The organism is bacterium (assembly GCA_035945995.1).
In the GTDB taxonomy this organism is placed as follows: Bacteria; Sysuimicrobiota; Sysuimicrobiia; order Sysuimicrobiales; family Segetimicrobiaceae; genus DASSJF01.
Map to the genome: position 1 here is coordinate 1 of DASYZR010000169.1, position 18465 is coordinate 18465.

Sequence of the window (18465 nt, forward strand, 5' to 3'; positions counted from 1 at the left end):
CTCGAAGAGGGGATCAAGGCCGTGGGCGCCGGCGTGCACCTGGGCGACGTCAGCGCGGCCATCCAGCGGTACGTGGAGCGGGCCGGGTTCTCCGTGGTGCGCGAGTTCGCCGGCCACGGCGTCGGCCGGAGGCTGCACGAAGAGCCCCAGGTGCCGAACTTCGGCCGGCGGGGCGCGGGGGTCGTGCTGCGGCCCGGCATGACGCTTGCGATCGAGCCGATGATCAACGCGGGGACCGCCGCCGTGACGATCGACCGGGACGGATGGACCGTCCGGACGGCCGACGGCCGGCCGTCGGCGCACTTCGAGCACACGGTGGCGGTTACCGACGCGGGCGCGGACGTACTGACTAGACTTCCCGCGGAAGCGTCGGTATAATAAACTGTTGTTCGTCCACGGGGTAGGGGATGGCCAAGAAAGACGTTATTGAGGTCGAAGGGACTATCGTCGAGGTGCTTCCCAACGCCATGTTCCGCGTGGAACTGGCGTCCGGCCACAAGATTCTGGCGCACATCTCCGGCAAGATGCGGATCCATTTCATCCGGATCCTGCCGGGGGACCGCGTGAAGGTGGAGCTCTCGCCGTACGACCCGACCCGGGGACGGATCACCTACCGGTTTCGCTGAATGGAGGCTGTGTGATGAAAGTGCGGGCGTCGGTCAGACGGATGTGCGAGAAGTGCAAGGTGATCAAGCGCGGCAACCGCGTCATGGTCATCTGCGAGAATCCCAAGCATAAGCAGAAGCAGGGCTAGACCCCCCGAACGCCCCGGCAAACGGGGCAGGCCCCGGTGCACGGGGCAGGCCCCGGTGCACGGGGCCGGGGGGCAAGGGAGGCATCGGATGGCACGCATCGCGGGCGTGGACCTGCCGCGGGAGAAGCGGGTGGAGGTCGGGCTGACGTACATCTACGGCATCGGCCGCAGCCGCGCCCGGGAGATCTTGGGCATTACGGGCGTCAACCCGGACACGCGCGTGCGGGGTCTCACGGACGAAGAGGTCACCCGGCTGCGCGAGGTCATCGATCGCAACTACAAAGTCGAGGGCGATCTCCGGCGCGACGTGGCGATGGACATCCGCCGCCTCGTGGAAATCGGATGTTACCGCGGGCAGCGGCACCGCAAGGGTCTGCCGGTCCGCGGACAGCGCACGCGGACGAACGCGCGGACCCGGAAGGGCAAGAAGAAGACCGTCGGCGCGCGCCGGGCCAAGGCCGAGACGGCCGCGGCGACGCCGGCGCATGCCGCCGGCTAGTCCCCATCTGGGGACGCCGGCCGCCGGCTAATGCGTGGCAGATCGGAGGCTCCATCAGGATGACGACACCGACCCGCGGCAAGCGCAAAGAGCGCAAGAACGTTCCGGCCGGCATCGCCCACATCCAATCGACGTTCAACAATACGGTCGTGTCGATCTGCGACCTCCAGGGCAACGTGCTGGCGTGGGCGAGCGCCGGAACGTCCGGGTTCAAGGGTTCCCGCAAGGGCACGCCGTTCGCGGCGGGCCTCGCCGCGGAGAACGCCGCGCGCAAGGCGATGGAGCAGGGCGTCCGGTCGGTGGAGGTCTTCGTGAAGGGACCCGGCTCGGGCCGCGAGGCCGCGATCCGGTCGCTGCAGGCCGCCGGCCTGGAAGTCAGCCTCATCAAGGACGTCACGCCGATCCCCCACAACGGATGCCGGCCGCCGAAGCGGCGCCGGGTCTGATGAGCAGATCGTGCAGTTGACCCCGGCGGTACCGGGTCCGAGGCGGTGCTGACCGACGCGTTTTGAAGGGAAGAGAGGAGCAGGCATGGGACGGTATCACGGACCGGTCTGCCGGCTGTGCCGGCGGGAAGGGATGAAGCTTTACCTCAAGGGCGAGAAGTGCTACACGGACAAGTGCCCGGTGGCGAAGGACACCACGCCGCCCGGCATGCACGCGCCGAGCCGGCGCAAGCCGTCCGATTTCGCAATCCGCCTCCGGGAGAAGCAGCGGCTGCGCCGCTTCTACGGGGTGTACGAGACCCAGTTCAAGCATTACTTCCGGATGGCCGCGCACGCGACGGGCGTCACGGGCACGCGCCTGCTGCAGATTCTTGAAAGTCGGCTGGACAACGTCGTGTACCGGCTCGGGCTCGCCGGAAGCCGCAAGGAGGCCCGGCAGCTCGTGGTCCACGGTCACATCGCCGTGAACGGGCGCCGCGTCACGATCCCGTCGTTCCTCGTCCGGCCCGGCCACAGCGTCGGCGTCGCCGAGGGGAGCCGGACCCTGCCGCGCTTCGCGGCGATCGCCGGACAGGCGCCGGGCCGCGGGACGCCGGGCTGGCTCGAGTATCAGCCGGACGCGCTGACCGGACGGGTGCTGACGCTGCCGGCCCGGGACGACATCGATGTGCCGGTGCACGAACAATTCATCGTCGAGTACTACTCGAGGTAGATGCCGTGAGAGACGATCAGTTGGTCACATCAATGCAGAGCATCGCCCCTCCCGTGGGGGTCCCCGTCTCGGGGGGCGACGTGCTCGGTGGTGCGAGCGCAAAGAGGGGGTTGACGGGCGTGTGGGACATGAACAAGCCCAAGGTCGAGTACGCGGAGCTCTCTGACACGTACGGAAAATTTGTCGTCGAGCCGCTCGAGCGCGGCTTTGGGGTCACGCTCGGCAACGCTCTGCGGCGCGTTCTCCTTGCGTCCATTCCCGGGGCCGCCGTGACGTCGGTCAAGATCGAGAACGTGCTGCACGAGTTCTCGACGGTGCCGGGCGTGGTGGAAGACGTCACGCAGCTCATATTGAACCTCAAGGAGCTGACGTTCAAGCTGCACAGCGACAAGCCGAAGCTGCTGCGCCTCGACGTCAAGGCGAAGAAGGAAGTCACGGCCGGCGATCTGCAGCCGGACGCGGAGGTCGAGATCCTCAACCCGGACCTCCACCTGGCGACCCTCGACGGCAAGAGCGCGCACCTCGTCATGGAGCTCGTCGTCGAGCGGGGCAAGGGGTACGTGCCGGCGGAACGCCACCGGAAGAGCGAGCACGTGATCGGCGTGATCCCGGTGGACTCGATCTTCTCGCCGATCCAGAAGGTCAACTACTCCGTCGAGGACACGCGCGTCGGGCACGCCACCGACTACGACCGGCTCGTGCTGGAAGTGTGGACCGACGGCAGCATCCGGCCGGAGGAGGCGCTCCAGGAATCGGCCCGTCAGCTGATCGAGAACTTCCGGCTGTTCGCCGGGACCGCGGCGGGCCCGGAGGTGGCCGCCGGCGAGCGGGTCGACGAGACGAACAAAGTCGCGACGATGCCGATTGAAGAGCTAGATCTTTCCGTCCGCCCGTACAACTGCCTCAAGCGGGCCGGGATCAACACGGTGGGCGACCTGCTGCAGCGCACCGAGGACGAGATCGTCAACGTCAAGAACTTCGGCCGCAAGTCGCTGGACGAGGTCAAGGAGAAGCTCGGCGCCCTCGGCCTCGAACTGCGGCGGCGGGGAGCCTGACGTGCTGGGGCAGCGCGGCCGCCGGCTCGGCCGTGACACCGGGGCGCGGCGGGCGCTGTTCCGCGGGCTCGTCTCGTCCCTCATCGCGCACGAGCGGATCCGGACGACCGCCGAGCGGGCCAAGGAGGCCAAGAAGGTGGCCGACCGCATGATCGATCTCGCGCTCGCCAACGACGTGAACGCCCGCCGCCGGGCGGCGCGCCTCTTGACCGACCCAAAGATCGTGCGCCGGCTCTTCGGGACGGTGGCGCCGCGCTACCAGAAGGGCCGCGGCGGCTACACCCGGATCGTGCGCCTGGGCCGCCGGCGCGGCGACGCCGCGGAGATGGCCCTCCTCGAACTCGTCACGTAGAGCCCGTACGTCCTTCACGACCGATCCACATGAGCAAGTCTCGACGGCTCGAGGTGGCGCAGGACAAGCTTCAGAGCGCCGTCGAGCGTGAAGTGCGCCCGCGCGAGGGCCTTGTGTCGGGGTCGAAAGTCGCAGCAAGGGCGTGATGCCCGAGGCCCTGATCCGCGTCCGGGGGCTGGCGCACACGTACCACGCCGGGACCCCGGATGCCGTGCCGGCCGTCCGCGGCGTGGATCTCGACGTCCGCGCCGGGGAGTGTGTGGCGCTCCTCGGCGGCAACGGTTCCGGCAAGAGTACTCTCGCCAAACACCTCAACGCGCTGCTGCTCCCCACCGAGGGGTCCGTCATCGTCGACGGCTTCGATACCCGCGACGCGGACGCGGTCTGGGAAATCCGGCGGCGGGTGGGCATGATCTTCGAACACCCCGACGATCAGTTGATCGCGGCCGTCGTCGAGGAAGACGTGGCGTTCGGGCCGGAGAACCTGGGGCTGCCCCCGGCCGAGATCCGCACCCGCGTCACCGCGGCGCTCCGCGCGGTGGGCCTCGAGGCGCTGCGCCGGCGCCCGCCGCACCTGCTGTCGGGAGGCCAAAAGCAGCGCGTCGCGATTGCCGGCGTGCTGGCGATGGCGCCCCGGTGCCTCGTACTGGACGAGGCGACGTCGATGCTCGATCCGGAAGGGCAGCGCGAGGTCATGGACACGGCGCTGCGCCTTTGCCGGAGCGAGCAGCTGGCGCTCGTCCTGATCACCCACGCGATGGAGGAGGCCGCGCTCGCCGACCGGGTCGTGGTGCTGGCGGACGGCCGCGTGGCCCTCGAGGGGACGCCGGCCGACGTGTTTGCGAACGAGGAGGCGCTCCGGCGCCTCCGGCTGGAGCCCCCCGAGATCGCCCGTCTGCGCCTCGGGTTGGCGCGTGACGGGCTGCCTCTCGGCCCCGAGCTCCTGACCATCGACCAGCTCGTCGCCTCGCTCCTGGCCCTCGGCGGTCCGCGGCGCGCATGACACCGGCCGTGGCGCGCCCGGCCCCGCCCATCATCCGCTGCGAGCGCCTCTCATACGTCTACCACCGCGGCACCCCGTTCGAGACCGGCGCGGTCGACGACGTTTCGCTCGAGATCCGGGCGGGCGAGGCGGTCGGGATCATCGGCGCGACCGGGTCCGGCAAATCAACGCTGGTGCAGCATTTCAACGCGCTGTTGCGGCCCACCCACGGCCGCGTCTACCTCGACGCCGTCGATGTCAACGCGCGCGAAGTGGACCAGCGCCGGGTGCGCCAGCAGATTGCGCTGTTGTTTCAGTACCCGGAGCACCAGTTGTTCGAGGAGACCGTCGCCGCGGACGTGGCGTTCGGACCGCGCAACCTCGGCCTCGGGGCGGAGGAGGTCCGCGACGGCGTGGCGCATGCCCTCCGTCTCGTCGGGCTCGATCCGGAGCGGTTCGGGCCGCGGTCGCCGTTTACGCTCAGCAACGGGGAGATGCGCCGCACGGCGATCGCCGGCCTGCTCGCGATGAGGCCGCGGATGCTGATTCTGGACGAGCCCACCGCCGGCCTCGATCCGGCCGGCCGGCGGGATATCCTGGGGCACATCGCGCGGCTGCGCCGCGACGCGGGCCTGACGCTCGTGCTGGTCACGCACAGCATGGACGCGATCGCCGCCTTGTGCGACCGGGTGATGGTGCTGGACCACGGCCGGCTCGTCGCGGATGGGCCGGTGCGGACCGTCTTTTCCGACGCGCCGCGGCTCCAAGGGCTCGGGCTCGATCTGCCGCAGGCGGCGCTCTGCGTCTACCGGCTCCGGCGGGAAGGCTGGCCGGTCCGGCCGGACGCGCTGAGCGTCGAGGAGGCGCGACAGGCCATCCTCGACGCCCTACGCCGCCGGGGGGTCCTCCCGGCCAGCAGGGCGGGGGACTGACGGAATGCCCCGTGCTCGTCTGCACCGCCTCGCGGACGCCGCCAATCGATCGGAGCGGGGGTAACGACGCGACCGTGGATCCGCTGCGGGCCTTGCGGGCCCTGTCGTTCGGCCAGTACGTGCCGGTGGATTCCCCGATCCACCGGCTGGACCCGCGCACGAAGATCCTCGCGACCGTCGTCCTCGCGGTCGCCGCATTTCTCGCCCGAGACTTCGTCGCGCTGGCCGTGCTCGCCGCCGCCCTCGGCGCCGTCGTCGCCGCCGCGTGTCTCTCCCCGGGGTATGTCCTCGCCGGCCTCCGGCCGGTCTGGTGGCTGATCGCGTTCACGGTGGTGGCACAGATCGGCTTTGGGCCGGCGGGCGGCCACCCCGTCTGGCACCGCGGGCCGCTCACGATCACCCGGGAGAATCTGAGGGACGGCGCTCTCTACGGCGGGCAGTTCGCGCTGTTGATCATCGCCACCACGCTCATGACCTTTACGACCTCGCCGGTGGAGTTGACCGACGGGCTCGAGCGGCTGCTGCGGCCGTTTCGCCGGCTCGGCGTGCCGGCGCATGAGTTGGCGCTTATGATGACAATCGCCCTGCGGTTCATCCCGACCCTCGTCGAAGAGACGGACAAGATCGTGAAGGCGCAGACGGCGCGCGGCGCAGAGTTCACTCGGGGCAGCCTGGGCCACCGGATGCGGGCCCTCGTTCCGCTCTTGGTACCGCTGTTCGTCGGGGCGTTCCGGCGGGCCGAATCGCTCGCGCTGGCGATGGAAGCGCGATGCTACCGCGGCGGCGATCAGCGGACCCGGATGCGGGAGCTCAGCCTTCGGCCTCGCGATTACGCCGCGTTCGCGGTACTCGCGCTTATCGCGGCACTGGTGGTCGTGCCCCACGGGCCGCCCGCTCCACGGACGCATTCCGCGTCCCCCCACCGGCCGGCGCCACCGCGCACGCCGTAGCGGGCACCGACGTGCGGACGTTGAAACTGACCCTGGAATACGACGGCGCCGCGTACTGCGGGTGGCAGCGGCAGCGCGGCTCCGCCGCGGCGGGAGCGCCGTCCGTGCAGGCGACCCTCGAGCGGGCGGTGGCGGAGGTCGCGGGCGGGCCGGAGCAGGTGGTCGGCGCGGGCCGGACCGATGCCGGCGTGCACGCCCTCGGCCAGGTGGCGAGCCTCGTCACGTCGAGCCGCATTCCGGCCGGCCGCTTTCCCGGGGCGTTGAACGCGCATCTGCCGGCCGACGTGCGGGTGGTGGCGGCGGAAGAGGCGGCGGACGGCTTCCACGCGCGCCACGATGCGGTCGCGCGCACCTACCGCTATGAAATTCTGAACCGCCCCGGGCCGTCCGCGCTGCTGCGCGGGCTGGCCCACCACGTTCCGGAGCCGCTCGACGTGGTCACGATGCAGCGGGCGATGGCGCCGTTCCCAGGCCGCCACGACTTCGTGGCGTACCGTGGCGTCGGGACCCCCACGCGGACCACGCTCTGCACCGTGAGTGATGCGGCCGTCGAGCAGCTGGCCGCGGACACGTTCCTCCCGGAGGCCCGCGTGCGGATCGTCATCACCGCCGACCGGTTTCTCCGCCACATGGTGCGTATGATCGCCGGTACGCTGGTGCGTGTCGGGCTCGGGCGGCTGCCGGTCGAGGCGCCCGGAGAGTTCCTTGCGGATCCCGACAATCGCCGCACCGGTCCCAGAGCACCGGCGCACGGACTCTATCTCGTTCGCGTGGACTACTGACGGGCCGGCTATCGCGTGCGTCGTCGCAGGGCGCCGGGCGTGGTGCGCATGTGGAGCGCCTCCACGTCCTCGCGGCGAAACCATAGGAATCGGCCGATGCGCGTCGCCCGCAGGCGGCGATCCCGCACCGCGGCATAGACGTCCTTCACCGGAATGTTGAGGTGCCGCGCCACCTCGTGCGCGCGCAACAGATCGTCGCGATCGACGCCCGGTGACGTCTCGGCGGGGGCGGCCGCCGTCCGGTCGAGCGCCCGCGCCGAGCCGGGCGTGTGCGGATCCAAATCCCCCAGGACCCTTCGCACCTTCTCAAGTGCGCCGCGGACCCGATCTAGGTACTTACGGTGCGATTCGGGGGATGAATCCACGCGGCTCTGCCCCTCCCAACCGGCCATTGGGCCCGCCATGGCCCATTGAAACACCTGCGCGCCGGGCGCCTACTATCTAGGTGCCCAGCTCAAAACCGGCCTAGACACGCGGCAAAGAGACACGAGCCACCGGATGTGCTACTGTTGATTTGGAAAGTAATACTCGATTGATTGGGACATGGCACAGCGTTCCTATCTTGGGGACACGGGGGTGACCTGAGATGACGCTGAGTGAGATTCCGGCTGATCTCCAGCAGGCCGTGACGTGGGTGGTGCGCTGGGTGCAGGCAGGGCTGTCGGGATTGCCGCCGCTGCTTGGGGATCTCTGGAGGTCCGTCGTTCAGTCGGTACGGGGAGCGCTCTCGTCGGCTCTTCCGGCGTTGTCAGGCAATCAACGGGATAATTTCGTGGTCGTGGCGGTCGTGGTCGGCGCCCTCGTGATCGCGTTTCTCATGATCGAGCTCCTACTGCTCCTGGTGTCGGCGCGCCGCGGCACACCGAACCACCTACGGCACCGGCACCAGTAATCTCGGCGAGCGCCGCCGCACCTACGGCGCCGAAGACAAGGCTGGCAGCAATGTCGGCGCCTGAGGGCTCCCGAGGCCGGTCACGAAACTATACCCTCCTGATGGATTGGCGCACTGGCCGGTGCTGTTGCACCCTGTGGTGATGCTGTTATACCCCGCCACGCCGTACAGGGAGTACGGCGACCAGTAGCCCTCCGGCAGGCAGGTACCACTGGTGCCGCAGTGCCGCAACTGGTCTGCGAGGGCGAACAGCGCGGCCCACTGAGGCGACCCCGCGCTCGTGCCGCCGACGGCAAACCAGCCCTTCTGCCCGTTGTAGGACGTCGTGTCATACACCGAGTAGCCCGGACTGATGTCGGCGTAGTAGGCGACGTCCGGGATGCCTCGCCAGCCTGTGCTTTGAACGCCCGTCTGATAGCTTGGCTCCGACTCCACGGCGCTTTGCCCGCCGCCCGAGGAGTACGGCAGGCCGAGGTAGGCGTCGTTCCAGGTGCATTCACGCGCGGCGCAGCGCGCATTCGCAAACATGGTGCCGCCCACCCCCACGACGTAGGGCGATGCGGCCGGCCACGTCGGATTTCCGTAGTCGCCGGAGGCCGCCACGAATATGACGTTCGCGACATTGAAGTAGGAGTCGTACAATACTTGGAAGAGGAACTCGTTCGTCCCCCAGCTCATCGACACCACATGTACGGCCGAGTTGTTGGAGGCAACCGTAACCGCGCCCAGCAGATCCGCCAGGCTGTTGCTCTGCGCTTCCACCAGGAGGATGTCTGCCTGCGGGGCGATGGCGTGGGCCCATTCGACATCGAGCGAGATCTCGAGCGCCCAGCCGCCGTCCGCCTTTGGCTTGCGTTGCGCGAAAACTTTCTGGAAGCAGGGAGTGTGTGCGCCCGCGGCGCCGACTTGACAGTTACGTGTTTGCATCGCGGGGAGGCGAAAGGTGGTGTTGAATACCCCGAGGTCGCCGGCGATCGTCGGATCGTCGTAGGCGTCGATGATGGCGATGACCTCGCCCGCGCCGTTGGTCGTCGATGCGAGCGACGAAAAACCGTAAAAATCCCGAATCGTCTTTGGCGAGGATCCGGTGGGCGAGGCGGTCGCGGAGCCGCGCACGTGGATCGGCGGGTGCGCCGTGCGATCTCGGATCGCCTGCAGGTTCTGGGCAGAAACGCCCGCGGGCATCATCAGGGCAATCGCGGCAAGAATCAGTGCGACGCGCTTCACGTCGACCCCCCCGGTTCAACAGCTTCGCGTGATGAACTGGCGCCTACTGCTCCGTGTGCATCTTCGAGACCGCGATGAGTTCGAAGTACCCCGGATAGTTGAGGTTGCCGATGAAGGGGACGTAGCCGGTGATGGGCATGAGCGTCTCGACCCGGTAGGCGACCACGACGCTGACGGAATTATCGGTCGACCAGTTCACCAAGGCGCACGAAGTGGTCCCGTTCGGCACCGGGTCCCCCGAGGCATTGCAGTACGTCGCCGTCTGCACGTCGAGGAACGAGGCGGTGTTGTGGACCTGCTGGACGATCGACGTGGTGGGGTCCGTGCCGCTGCACGTCTGCGAGGGCACACACTGGACGGCGCCGAAGCGCGCCCCCTCGTTGGCCGCGTTCGTGATGAGCAACCATGACCCGAAGACCCGCCCGATCTCGAAGATGAGAAAGAACATCACGAGCAGGAGCGGCATGAGAAGCACGAGCTCGACCGTGGACTGACCGCGCTGCGTCTTCATTTCGGCTCTCCGGCTACTGACTCGTCATCCCGTGTACCATCCACATCCCGGCCGCATTGCGGAGCGCGAGGTAGCCGAACCATGCCGTCGCCGCTCCCAGCGCGACGATCACGACCCACCGCTGATCCGACGTCGCCCGCCACCATCGGGGCACTCCCTCGGTGCCCACGGCCGCGATGCCGAGGATCAGGAGCGCGCCCCCGCCTTTCAACACGACCAGCGCCGGCGCAAGCCCCCACGTCCTCACCACCAACCAGGCGAGCGCGCCCACTTCCTGTCCATGGAACCGCGTCACCCCGATCCACGTCGTTGCCCCGTCCAGCAGGTTGGCCAGGAGCGCCGCGTTCATGGCCACCCGCAGCGCGCCGCCCGACCGTTTTGCTGCGTCCGTGCTATTGCACCAGGATGATGGTCGTCACGCCGGTGTTCGGGCCGTTGGGGTTGCCGACGCCCGCCGTCACGAGGCTCACGAACCGTCCGAAGATCGTGAGCGTTTGGCCGCTGCCCATCTGGGTGCCGTTCCCCATCTTCGGACAATCGAGCTCGAAGGCCGTAAATCCCCATATGTCGATCGACGTCGAACTCCCGGACACCGCGGCCGTCGCCCAGATGTTGGGGTCGAGGAGCGGCAGGGTGACGATCCACTTGGACTGCTGCCCGGCGTACCCACCCGTCGTAGAAATATTTCCGGTGGTTGGATCAACGGGCCCCTTGTCCGCCTGGCAGAGCGCCGAGATCCCGCCCCTGATCCCGGTGTTGCCGTTCGCGCTCCCCGCCTGCATGCCGGGCTTTGTAAGGACCAGTGAGCACGCGGGCGCGGTATTGATGTTTTGGGTCGCGTTGATGCAATAGGGCGGCGGCCCGGAGGTCCCCGAGGACACGTACCCCGTACCGTTCTCCATCACGCACGCGAACCCGGAAGCACCGCCGGCGGTGCAGAGGGGGCTGCTGAGGTTGAGGGTTCCGGTGTTGCCGCTTCCCCACGTGCTGCTGGTGCTGATCGTCATCGCCCAATCTGACGCGGCGTTCCCTGTATCGCCGGTGCCCGGTACCTGCGTGTATGCCGTGTTGGTCGTGGGGTCGGTGACCGTCTGGTTCTCGCAGGCGCTGATGTTGGTCTGGTAGATGTACGGACAGTTAGTGGTGCCGTTTGGAAGCGTCTTCTGGATCTGAGTGTACGTGCTTTGGAGCATCCCGACCGGCTGCAGCCCGGTCTGTGTCACCGGCACGATGCGCGCGGCGCACTGGACGGCGACGTTCATCGAGGGCGCGAGAATCTTCAAGAAGAACAGCGGCACGGTGGCCCCGATGGTGACCTGGACCTGCTTCGGGTTCACGCTGTCGGCCTGAAAGTTGACATCCTCCGCCGTCGCGGTAAGGCTATCCCACTGGATTCGGCTCGCGGTCATGTCCGCCGACGCGTACTGGGTGGCCTCGTTTTGCGCCGGGGCGGCGGCCGGCAGCGCCTGCGCCCCGGCCAGGGCGCCGGAGTCGCACGCGTTCTGCATCGCCCGGCGGAACCGCAGCACGATCCCGAAGTCGGTCGCCATCCCGACAAAGAGCAGCAAAATGAGAAACGTGCCCACGATGAGAAACACCGAGCCCTGTTCGTCCCCCGCAAAGCGCCGTACCCAGCGTGCCGCCGCCCTCCGCATCATCAACCCCCGACGGAGCATCCGGACGTCCCGCCTCGGCGGCGGGGCCCACGAACGACCATAATCAACCCTGACCGGAGCGCTCCACGCGTCCCAGCGAGAAAACAGTATCAGGTGCGCCGTCCGGCGGCCTACTACCCTTGCGGGTAGTCTTTTGGCGGCTAGTACGAGGTGACCGTGGCGCGCTTGCCGTTGACCGCCTGATCGTAGCCCGCCGATACGTACGTGACGGCGATATCCGGATCATCCCCCGGGTCCGAGGTCATGGTCAGCAGGTTGCCCTGTCCGTCGGCCATCTCGATGACGGCGCCCATGTCATCGTCCACCGCGTACCGCCTGAGGAGGCCCGGCGCGTAGGAAGCGGCGAGCTGCGCTGCCACCGCCCGTGTGGCGAGCTGCCACCGGACGGTATCCTGCCGGAACGTGCCCTGCGGCCACGTGAGCACGATGGCGCCCAGCTTGTCCTCCGAGAAGCACAGCACCAGGCTCGCCGCGTACGGATAGCCGCCGACCGGCGCCGTAACCCGGCTGCCGTAGGCGGCCCCGTGCGCGGGCGTCCCGCAGACGGTCGTGGTGACGGCGGTGAGCGACGGGTCGGCCGTGAGCGCGTCCGCGGACGCCATCCCGAGCGTAAAGGGCGCCGTTCCCGTGATCGTGTCCTTCGGGGCCGTCTGGGCGCCGGCCGGCGGGGCCCAGACCGCGAGACATGTGGCCAGAGCGATGAATCCCACCGCGCGCTTCATATATTCCACCCCCCCCACGGTATCATGGCGCGATGTCTGATCGCGTCAACTGCGCCACCTTTCGCCAATACCCCGCCCGGTCCCTATCGGGCCGGGCTCCGTACAAAGAGGTCGGCGGCCGCATCCGCGGCCGCAAGCCGCCATCCCGTCGTCTGCTCGAGGGCGCCGGCCAGGGGGGTGCTCCTCGGGACGAGCACCCATGCGATGCCGTACTCGTCCAGGAGCGTGTTCCATCCCGGCCCGGCGCCGAGCGTCTGCCGGTAGCGTTGGATGAAGGCACTTCCGTAAAAGTCCAGGCGGTCGTCGACGAAAACGCGCTGCCCGGTCTCATAGCGGATGTATCCGCCCCAGTTGTCCAGGGCCAGGCCACGGTCCCAGCGCAGCCCGGCGCGCGTCACGTACGTGAGGGTCGTCGTTGGCACGTCCCGGGGATCGAATCCGGAAGACACCAGGGCAGGGGCCCCTCGAACATGGGTCGCCGCCACGCAGGAGGAGGCCAGTACGACAACGGTCGCGATCGGAACGAGATGCATCGTGCAGAGCCGTTCCATGGCGTCGAACGTGGCGGCGAGCCGCCGCCAGTATGCCGCCGCGGCGCCGATCCTGTCCGGGGAACGCCCGCCGGCGCCGATCAGCGTCCGGATGTCGGCCTGCGCCAGAAGGTCTGCGGCCACCGGGATCGCGACGATGACAAACAGCGGCACGTTTCGCGCCGCGCTCAAGGCGAGGTGTGCGAACGCGAGTAGAAGGAGCAGCTGACCCAGCCAGAGCCGCCGGCGCGACGCCGCCAGCCCGATCACGATGGCCGCGAACAACAACTCCAGGCACACGCCATATAGTTGGCCGCCAAACACCGGCGACATCCACTCCGTGATGCTGCTCCGGAGCGGGGCGGCGCGGAGAAGCGCCGCGATATACGGATACAGCGACACGCCGCTGGCATTGAGCAGCGACGCCGCGAGCACGGTCACCAGAATGCCGGCAAGCGCCGCGGTCCGGGCCCGGGCGCCTGCGCGCGCCTCTCCGGGTGGCAACGTCATCGCCGCGACCGCCTCGGCCGCAAGGTAGATTAGGACCATCGCGAAGCCGATGATGAACGCCGGATGCGCGTTCGACCACGCGGCCATCGTCACCGCGAGCGCGCCGCCTGCGCCGAGCGCGGACATTTGATTGCGGTGCAGCGCTTCGAGGCAGCCGGCAAAGATGTAGACGCCGAAGAATGTGACGAGGTGCGGGCGTGCGAGCCAGTGTATGGATGACGCGAGTGCGCCCGTCAGCGTGATCGCGAGCGCGATGTGGAACTGCAAGCCCCTCCTGCGCGCGTCCCTGTAGAGCAGGGCAAACAAGAACGCGATCGCGGACGCGGTGACGACGGCCAGCAGCGGGAGGCCCCCGGCCCGCACCAGCAGCGCCGCTACGACGTCGAAAAGCCACTCGTACGGCACCCAGGCTTTGTCGGCGTGCGTGTACGAGATCAAGTCGCGGTGCGGCACGCGCAGGTGGTCGAGGATATACTGTCCGGTCACGAGGTGCCAGCCTGTCGAGGCATCGCTGAACACGAAGGTCGGTCGTTGCACCAGCAGCAGGTAGAGCACCGTCATGAAGACGATGTCCCCTCCGCTCGGCAGGGGGCTTCGCCCGGCGCGCGGCCGATGCGCGGGCCTGTCTTCGGCCACGGGCGTCAAGGGGTGGTGCCGCGGGTGCGGTCGCTCCACTCGCGCTCCCTCGCGAGCACCGTGTTCAGGGCCGCGAGGGCGACGCCCAGTTGCTGATCGTCGGGCTCCCGGGTGGTCAGACGCTGCAGCCAGAGTCCGAGAACAGCGAACACGCGGAAACCCCGGAACCGCTGCGCCAGCCGCAGCAACTCGTAGCTGACGGCGGCTACGAGGGGCAGCAGCACGATGCGCTCGACCAGCCGGACCGGCAGCGACGGATGTCCCAACGCCCCAAACACCACGACGGCCACCAACAACACGATGAGGAGAAACGTCGTCCCGCAGCGGGGGTGAAACCGGCTTGTCCGTCTCGCCGAGACCACGTCGAGCGGTAGGCCCGCCTCGTATGCGTGGATGACTTTGTGCTCGGCGCCATGGTATTGAAAGACGCGTTGAATCGCCGGGATGCGTCCGATGGCCAGGAGGAATCCCAGCACAAATGCGATGCGGATCGCGCCCTCGAGCAGGTTCTGACCCAGACCGGATGTCACCACGCTGCCGAACGCGCGCGCGAGGAGCGCCGGGGCAAGGAAGAACAGGGCAATCGAAATTGCCAGGCTCCGGGTCAGAATCAGGCCGATTCTCTGCCGGCTCAGGGCGGGCCCGTCGGGCGAAGCTCGACGGGCGGATGCGGCCAACGCCCGTGTGCCCACGGACAGACTCTCGATGAGAGCGGCAACCCCCCGGAGCAGCGGCACGCGGAGCCACCGTCCGGACTGGAGCAGCGAGGGGAGGTACTGTGTATCGACGTCGCAGCGCCCCTGCGGTGTATGGACGGCGACGGACACAAATCGAGGCGATCGCACCATCACCCCTTCGATCACCGCCTGCCCTCCGAGCGTGAGGCGCGAAGCCACCGAACCCAGGCTACCTCGCGCCGGCAGGCCGGCGCGCTTGGGCGCCGGCGTGCGATCGACCCAGTGCGCCAGGGATGATCTGTCCGAACGCCGGCCCAGGCATCGTGGATCCGTTGCGGGTCGCGGCAAAGAGGCTGAACAGGACGTTATGGGGGGTGGTCCAATGGAGCCTTCGATACATCGCCCGGAGATCGACGCGATGATGAGTCCACTGGTTCAAGGGCGACCGAAGCACAACAACCGCGTAGTCGCGCCCTACATACCAGCCCGCACCCGTGTCTGAAAATAGAATCCACAGAAGTCGCGAATCGCCGATGATCTGAATACCCAATGCGTTCCCGGGTTGCGCCGAACCGGTCGGCGCGAAGCCCTGCGTATAGTTGAAGGTGGGATAGACGAACACCGAAAGGCCGTTGTCGACCAACGCGGCGAGCTGCCGGTTTCCGTTGACGTTCTGATCAACACGAACTGCCCGCCAGCGAGCGGTGCGCACGCCGTCGCTGATCCGGAACGCCAACGCCTGACGGCCGGCAATGATAGAATGCTGAACCCCAAGGTCGGGCCCTAGGGGCGCCCCGAAACTTGTGGGCTGCCATCCGAAAGGCGTGGGCTGGCCCGTTGCCGGATCCGTAACCCACCACGTGAACCCTGGATTGACGAGGGCGAGCCGGGATTCGAGGTCCCCCCGCGTTGGTGGGGAGACGGCGTAAGTGTGCGTCCGAGTGTCGCCCATCCGAACCACAAATTCATCGCTAACGGCGATGCCCGTGCCTGGCGGCGGCTGGACATCGTACGAACCGATCGCGCCCGGCGCAAGCGACGCCGGTCCCGACGTGCGTCGCCATGAGATGGGATAAAACTGGGTCGACGACGATGAAAATGTTGCAAAGACGGGCGCAATGGCTGTAGTCCCGTGATTGGTAACCCTCAGGGTTATGCGCGTTACGACCCCCACCTTCGACGGATCGCTCATGCCAACTATCTGGACAGCGACGGGATGCCCAGGTCCACGAGCGATCGCGCCGACACCCACGCTGATCATTAGCAGCAGCACCACCAAGACAGACAATCGTGCGAGCGATGGCTGCAATAGGTCGGGCTTGGCAGGCCTTGCGGCGTTAGACCGCATGGGTACCGATGTCTACGGGCGTCGCGGCCTCGAGCCCGAGTACCAGGGCCATGATCGGAATCCAAAAGACAAAATAGTTGTGCAGACTACGCGGAAGGAACCACGCGATCAGCGCCGGGAAGAACCACATCAGATTGCGAAGTTGACGAAAATAGACAACATAGTTGATGAGCAGAAGAAAGGCAATCGCAGCTGTCATGATCACGTACGCGTCCGTTGGTACAGGAAAGCCCAACTGGGTGAGGGTTGACGGTCCCTGGCCGAACGGGATCGGGTTCCCGATCGCGGGTGCGAGCGTTCCCAGAATCCAGTTGACGGGGTCGTGAACGATGAACGGAGCATTAATCCCGAGGAAGACCGCGATGGCCGGCACTGCGAACGAAGCAAGACTGACGAGTCGCTGCCGTGTGCCGTGTACGCGATTCTTGCTGTCCTTGAAGAGATAAACCAACAAGAAGGGCGCGAGGAACCAGGGTACTTGTTTGATTCCACATGCTACCCCGTAGCAGAGTCCCATTAGCGCTGGGCGGCGCCGCCAGATGACCATGAGCAACACGGGGACCACCCACGGAAAATCGACGACGCCCCCTCCCGTGAACTCTATCAATTCCTGAGCGCCGAACACCGGGAGAAGGACCAACGGACGCACACGCACGGGTGTCGCAAAGTAGACAACCCCGGTAGCCGCTAAATGGAATAGCAGGACCACCCAGCGGACATCAGAGACGCCCAGGGCCACGAACGGCACAAAAATCAGGAACGACCCCGCCGGCCACGACACGCGATCGATAATCGTTCCATTTTGGAGCAGTGTTGAAAATTGCAATGGCATGTGAAACCTCTCGAGAGCGGGACGCATCGAAACCGCATACGGGTCGATGCCGCGCAGCACGAGCGTGGCGCTGTAATGCTGAAACGCAATGTCGTCGGTGCCGTAGATTGACAGTACGCTATGGGTCCACACATAGACACCGGTTACCGTCGTGAGCACGACCGCGGCCAAGATGAGGGGGCCCGTCCAACGCCGCCACCGCGGGGCGTCAACCAGTGCGAGCCAAAACAACATGAAGCCGACCGCGTAGACAAGGAGATCCATCGCCGCAATTTCATGATAGATGAAGAGTTTTCCCGACATCCAAAATTGCCAGCCAAAATGGACGGTGATCGCGCCGGCCGCGGCGGCGGCAAAGCGGGCAACAGTTTCCCACGTGAGTGGCGGGGCTGGGGCCGGTTCCTCCGATGCGGGCGCAGTACGGGCTTCGGTGGCTACCTCCACGCAGATCTCCTTGCGGGCAGATGAACCAGACTTCGGATTCTGCTCTTCACCAGCGCCCCGAGGAGAAAGACACTGTACCGCCAGGCCACCGAGAGACTTAGCTTGCTCTTTCCCGCTTGGCGGTCTCTGAACGTAATGGGTACTTCGGCAGTTGAAATGCCGGCGCGTTGGATGGCCAAACTCGCCAGCACGATCCATTCGAAACCGCTCGAGGCCGTGGCCTTGATGGCTTCGGTTGCGGCGGTTCGATCATACACGCGGTAATTCGTCGTATTCTCGGCGTGATGGCTGCCCATCAGCCTGCAGACCCAGTTTATGGTCCGGCTCATCAACCGCCGATGCCACGGCCAATTCGAGATGTGCCCTCCCCGGACATATCGACTCCCCTGGACGAACCCCGCCCCATCAGCCGCCGCGAGAAGCGAACCGAGTTCGTGTGGGTCGTGCGACAAGTCTGCGTCGAGGGTGCAGATCCGGTCGCAGGAGGGATCGGCGAGAGCGCGCGTCAGGCCTTCCCGCAGCGCCGAGCCGAGTCCACGCTTTCCGAGCCGCCGGTACAGCACGATATTGTCGTAGGTTTTGTGAAATTCCTCAATGACGGAAGCGGTGGAGTCGGTGCTGGCGTCATCGACGATGAGAATCCGGCGCGGCCTGCCCGCCGCCTGGGCCTCGAGCGCAGGAATGATGCGGCGTAGATTCTCCGCTTCGTTGTAGGTGGGTAGCACGATCCAAATCGTGCCGGAGGCCGCTCTGGCGGCCGCCTCGTGGCCGTGTCCGGCCCGCACCGGTAACGTGGAAGGCGCGCTCATGCTGATGCTCTGATACCGCGCCTTTTCGATTCGGGACACACTGGCCACCTGCCTGCCGTTCGTCTGGATCGGCGCCGCAGTGTTCGGCGGCGCCTCCGTGCCCAAATATAACGTTCGAAGATACCGTCGCGACCTACCCTGGCGGGTGGTTTTCAGGTGGGCGACAGGTGGGTCGGGCTGCGTCCGA

24 protein-coding genes are annotated in these 18465 nt (G+C 67.2%); 13 read left to right on the top strand and 11 right to left on the bottom strand.

The genetic code is table 11. The annotated features are described in order from the left end of the window. The 12 genes from VGZ23_19830 to truA form a co-directional block, all read left to right on the top strand. The coding region (locus VGZ23_19830; protein HEV2359847.1) for a M24 family metallopeptidase at window positions 1–378 on the top strand (378 nt) is incomplete at its 5' end. Between the two features lie 29 nt (window positions 379–407). Further along, entirely contained in the window at window positions 408–626 is a 219-nt protein-coding gene (gene infA, locus VGZ23_19835) for a translation initiation factor IF-1 (protein HEV2359848.1), read from the top strand. 14 nt (window positions 627–640) lie between these two features. Then, window positions 641–754, top strand: coding sequence for a 50S ribosomal protein L36 (gene rpmJ, locus VGZ23_19840; protein HEV2359849.1), 114 nt, complete (start codon window positions 641–643; stop codon window positions 752–754). An 88-nt stretch (window positions 755–842) separates the two neighbouring features. Continuing rightward, complete coding sequence (rpsM, locus tag VGZ23_19845; GenBank protein HEV2359850.1) at window positions 843–1253, top strand: 30S ribosomal protein S13; 411 nt, start codon at window positions 843–845, stop codon at window positions 1251–1253. Between the two features lie 59 nt (window positions 1254–1312). Then, window positions 1313–1699 (top strand): 30S ribosomal protein S11, encoded by a 387-nt coding sequence (gene rpsK / locus VGZ23_19850; protein ID HEV2359851.1) that lies wholly within the window; start codon window positions 1313–1315, stop codon window positions 1697–1699. 85 nt (window positions 1700–1784) lie between these two features. After that, the gene (gene rpsD, locus VGZ23_19855; GenBank protein ID HEV2359852.1) at window positions 1785–2411 is read left to right on the top strand and encodes a 30S ribosomal protein S4; all 627 of its coding nucleotides are present in this window, start codon (window positions 1785–1787) and stop codon (window positions 2409–2411) included. Between the two features lie 119 nt (window positions 2412–2530). Beyond that, window positions 2531–3466, top strand: a complete 936-nt coding sequence (locus VGZ23_19860) for a DNA-directed RNA polymerase subunit alpha (GenBank protein HEV2359853.1) — start codon at window positions 2531–2533, stop codon at window positions 3464–3466. 1 nt (window position 3467) lies between these two features. Further along, window positions 3468–3818 carry a 50S ribosomal protein L17 gene (gene rplQ, locus VGZ23_19865; GenBank protein ID HEV2359854.1) on the top strand — a complete coding sequence of 117 codons (351 nt, stop codon included), beginning with the start codon at window positions 3468–3470 and terminating at the stop codon, window positions 3816–3818. A gap of 145 nt (window positions 3819–3963) precedes the next feature. Continuing rightward, window positions 3964–4821: an energy-coupling factor transporter ATPase gene (locus VGZ23_19870; GenBank protein ID HEV2359855.1), complete on the top strand. Its 858-nt coding sequence runs from the start codon at window positions 3964–3966 to the stop codon at window positions 4819–4821. Further along, entirely contained in the window at window positions 4818–5732 is a 915-nt protein-coding gene (locus VGZ23_19875) for an energy-coupling factor transporter ATPase (GenBank protein ID HEV2359856.1), read from the top strand. Before VGZ23_19870 ends, VGZ23_19875 begins: the two co-directional genes overlap by 4 nt. 74 nt (window positions 5733–5806) lie before the next feature. After that, window positions 5807–6682 (top strand): energy-coupling factor transporter transmembrane component T, encoded by an 876-nt coding sequence (locus VGZ23_19880; GenBank protein HEV2359857.1) that lies wholly within the window; start codon window positions 5807–5809, stop codon window positions 6680–6682. A 20-nt stretch (window positions 6683–6702) separates the two neighbouring features. Next, window positions 6703–7464, top strand: coding sequence for a tRNA pseudouridine(38-40) synthase TruA (gene truA, locus VGZ23_19885; GenBank protein HEV2359858.1), 762 nt, complete (start codon window positions 6703–6705; stop codon window positions 7462–7464). Between the two features lie 8 nt (window positions 7465–7472). Here the strand turns inward: truA and VGZ23_19890 are convergent, their stop codons facing one another. Next, the gene (locus tag VGZ23_19890; GenBank protein HEV2359859.1) at window positions 7473–7766 is read right to left on the bottom strand and encodes a helix-turn-helix domain-containing protein; all 294 of its coding nucleotides are present in this window, start codon (window positions 7764–7766) and stop codon (window positions 7473–7475) included. Window positions 7767–8050: 284 nt separating this feature from the next. Between VGZ23_19890 and VGZ23_19895 the strand changes: the two genes are divergently transcribed. Further along, window positions 8051–8356, top strand: a complete 306-nt coding sequence (locus VGZ23_19895; protein HEV2359860.1) for a hypothetical protein — start codon at window positions 8051–8053, stop codon at window positions 8354–8356. Between the two features lie 21 nt (window positions 8357–8377). Here the strand turns inward: VGZ23_19895 and VGZ23_19900 are convergent, their stop codons facing one another. From VGZ23_19900 to VGZ23_19945, 10 genes are all read right to left on the bottom strand, one after another. After that, the gene (locus tag VGZ23_19900; GenBank protein HEV2359861.1) at window positions 8378–9583 is read right to left on the bottom strand and encodes a S53 family peptidase; all 1206 of its coding nucleotides are present in this window, start codon (window positions 9581–9583) and stop codon (window positions 8378–8380) included. Window positions 9584–9626: 43 nt separating this feature from the next. Then, on the bottom strand, window positions 9627–10094 hold the full coding sequence (locus VGZ23_19905; protein ID HEV2359862.1) for a TadE family protein: 468 nt from the start codon (window positions 10092–10094) through the stop codon (window positions 9627–9629). A gap of 13 nt (window positions 10095–10107) precedes the next feature. Next, window positions 10108–10443 (bottom strand): hypothetical protein, encoded by a 336-nt coding sequence (locus VGZ23_19910; GenBank protein ID HEV2359863.1) that lies wholly within the window; start codon window positions 10441–10443, stop codon window positions 10108–10110. 43 nt (window positions 10444–10486) lie between these two features. Next, window positions 10487–11770 (bottom strand): Tad domain-containing protein, encoded by a 1284-nt coding sequence (locus tag VGZ23_19915; protein ID HEV2359864.1) that lies wholly within the window; start codon window positions 11768–11770, stop codon window positions 10487–10489. A 140-nt stretch (window positions 11771–11910) separates the two neighbouring features. After that, entirely contained in the window at window positions 11911–12492 is a 582-nt protein-coding gene (locus VGZ23_19920; protein ID HEV2359865.1) for a hypothetical protein, read from the bottom strand. Between the two features lie 83 nt (window positions 12493–12575). Next, window positions 12576–14093 (bottom strand): hypothetical protein, encoded by a 1518-nt coding sequence (locus tag VGZ23_19925; GenBank protein ID HEV2359866.1) that lies wholly within the window; start codon window positions 14091–14093, stop codon window positions 12576–12578. An 80-nt stretch (window positions 14094–14173) separates the two neighbouring features. Next, window positions 14174–15031, bottom strand: a complete 858-nt coding sequence (locus VGZ23_19930; protein HEV2359867.1) for a DUF1385 domain-containing protein — start codon at window positions 15029–15031, stop codon at window positions 14174–14176. Window positions 15032–15074: 43 nt separating this feature from the next. After that, complete coding sequence (locus tag VGZ23_19935) at window positions 15075–15581, bottom strand: hypothetical protein (protein HEV2359868.1); 507 nt, start codon at window positions 15579–15581, stop codon at window positions 15075–15077. A 601-nt stretch (window positions 15582–16182) separates the two neighbouring features. Continuing rightward, on the bottom strand, window positions 16183–17469 hold the full coding sequence (locus VGZ23_19940; protein ID HEV2359869.1) for a hypothetical protein: 1287 nt from the start codon (window positions 17467–17469) through the stop codon (window positions 16183–16185). Beyond that, a complete protein-coding gene (locus VGZ23_19945) occupies window positions 17460–18383 on the bottom strand; it encodes a polyprenol monophosphomannose synthase (GenBank protein ID HEV2359870.1) in 924 nt (307 codons plus the stop codon). The genes VGZ23_19940 and VGZ23_19945 overlap by 10 nt, the downstream gene beginning before the upstream one ends. Between the last annotated feature and the right edge of the window lie 82 nt (window positions 18384–18465).

What these genes read in the sequence shown, in the direction of transcription:
- infA (HEV2359848.1), top strand. Translation starts at nt 408, where the DNA reads ATGGCCAAGAAAGACGTTATTGAGGTCGAAGGGACTATCGTCGAGGTG.
- rpmJ (HEV2359849.1), top strand. Translation starts at nt 641, where the DNA reads ATGAAAGTGCGGGCGTCGGTCAGACGGATGTGCGAGAAGTGCAAGGTG.
- rpsM (HEV2359850.1), top strand. Translation starts at nt 843, where the DNA reads ATGGCACGCATCGCGGGCGTGGACCTGCCGCGGGAGAAGCGGGTGGAG.
- rpsK (HEV2359851.1), top strand. Translation starts at nt 1,313, where the DNA reads ATGACGACACCGACCCGCGGCAAGCGCAAAGAGCGCAAGAACGTTCCG.
- rpsD (HEV2359852.1), top strand. Translation starts at nt 1,785, where the DNA reads ATGGGACGGTATCACGGACCGGTCTGCCGGCTGTGCCGGCGGGAAGGG.
- VGZ23_19870 (HEV2359855.1), top strand. Translation starts at nt 3,964, where the DNA reads ATGCCCGAGGCCCTGATCCGCGTCCGGGGGCTGGCGCACACGTACCAC.
- VGZ23_19875 (HEV2359856.1), top strand. Translation starts at nt 4,818, where the DNA reads ATGACACCGGCCGTGGCGCGCCCGGCCCCGCCCATCATCCGCTGCGAG.
- VGZ23_19895 (HEV2359860.1), top strand. Translation starts at nt 8,051, where the DNA reads ATGACGCTGAGTGAGATTCCGGCTGATCTCCAGCAGGCCGTGACGTGG.
- VGZ23_19905 (HEV2359862.1), bottom strand. Translation starts at nt 10,094, where the DNA reads ATGAAGACGCAGCGCGGTCAGTCCACGGTCGAGCTCGTGCTTCTCATG.
- VGZ23_19910 (HEV2359863.1), bottom strand. Translation starts at nt 10,443, where the DNA reads ATGAACGCGGCGCTCCTGGCCAACCTGCTGGACGGGGCAACGACGTGG.
- VGZ23_19915 (HEV2359864.1), bottom strand. Translation starts at nt 11,770, where the DNA reads ATGCTCCGTCGGGGGTTGATGATGCGGAGGGCGGCGGCACGCTGGGTA.
- VGZ23_19920 (HEV2359865.1), bottom strand. Translation starts at nt 12,492, where the DNA reads ATGAAGCGCGCGGTGGGATTCATCGCTCTGGCCACATGTCTCGCGGTC.
- VGZ23_19925 (HEV2359866.1), bottom strand. Translation starts at nt 14,093, where the DNA reads ATGACGGTGCTCTACCTGCTGCTGGTGCAACGACCGACCTTCGTGTTC.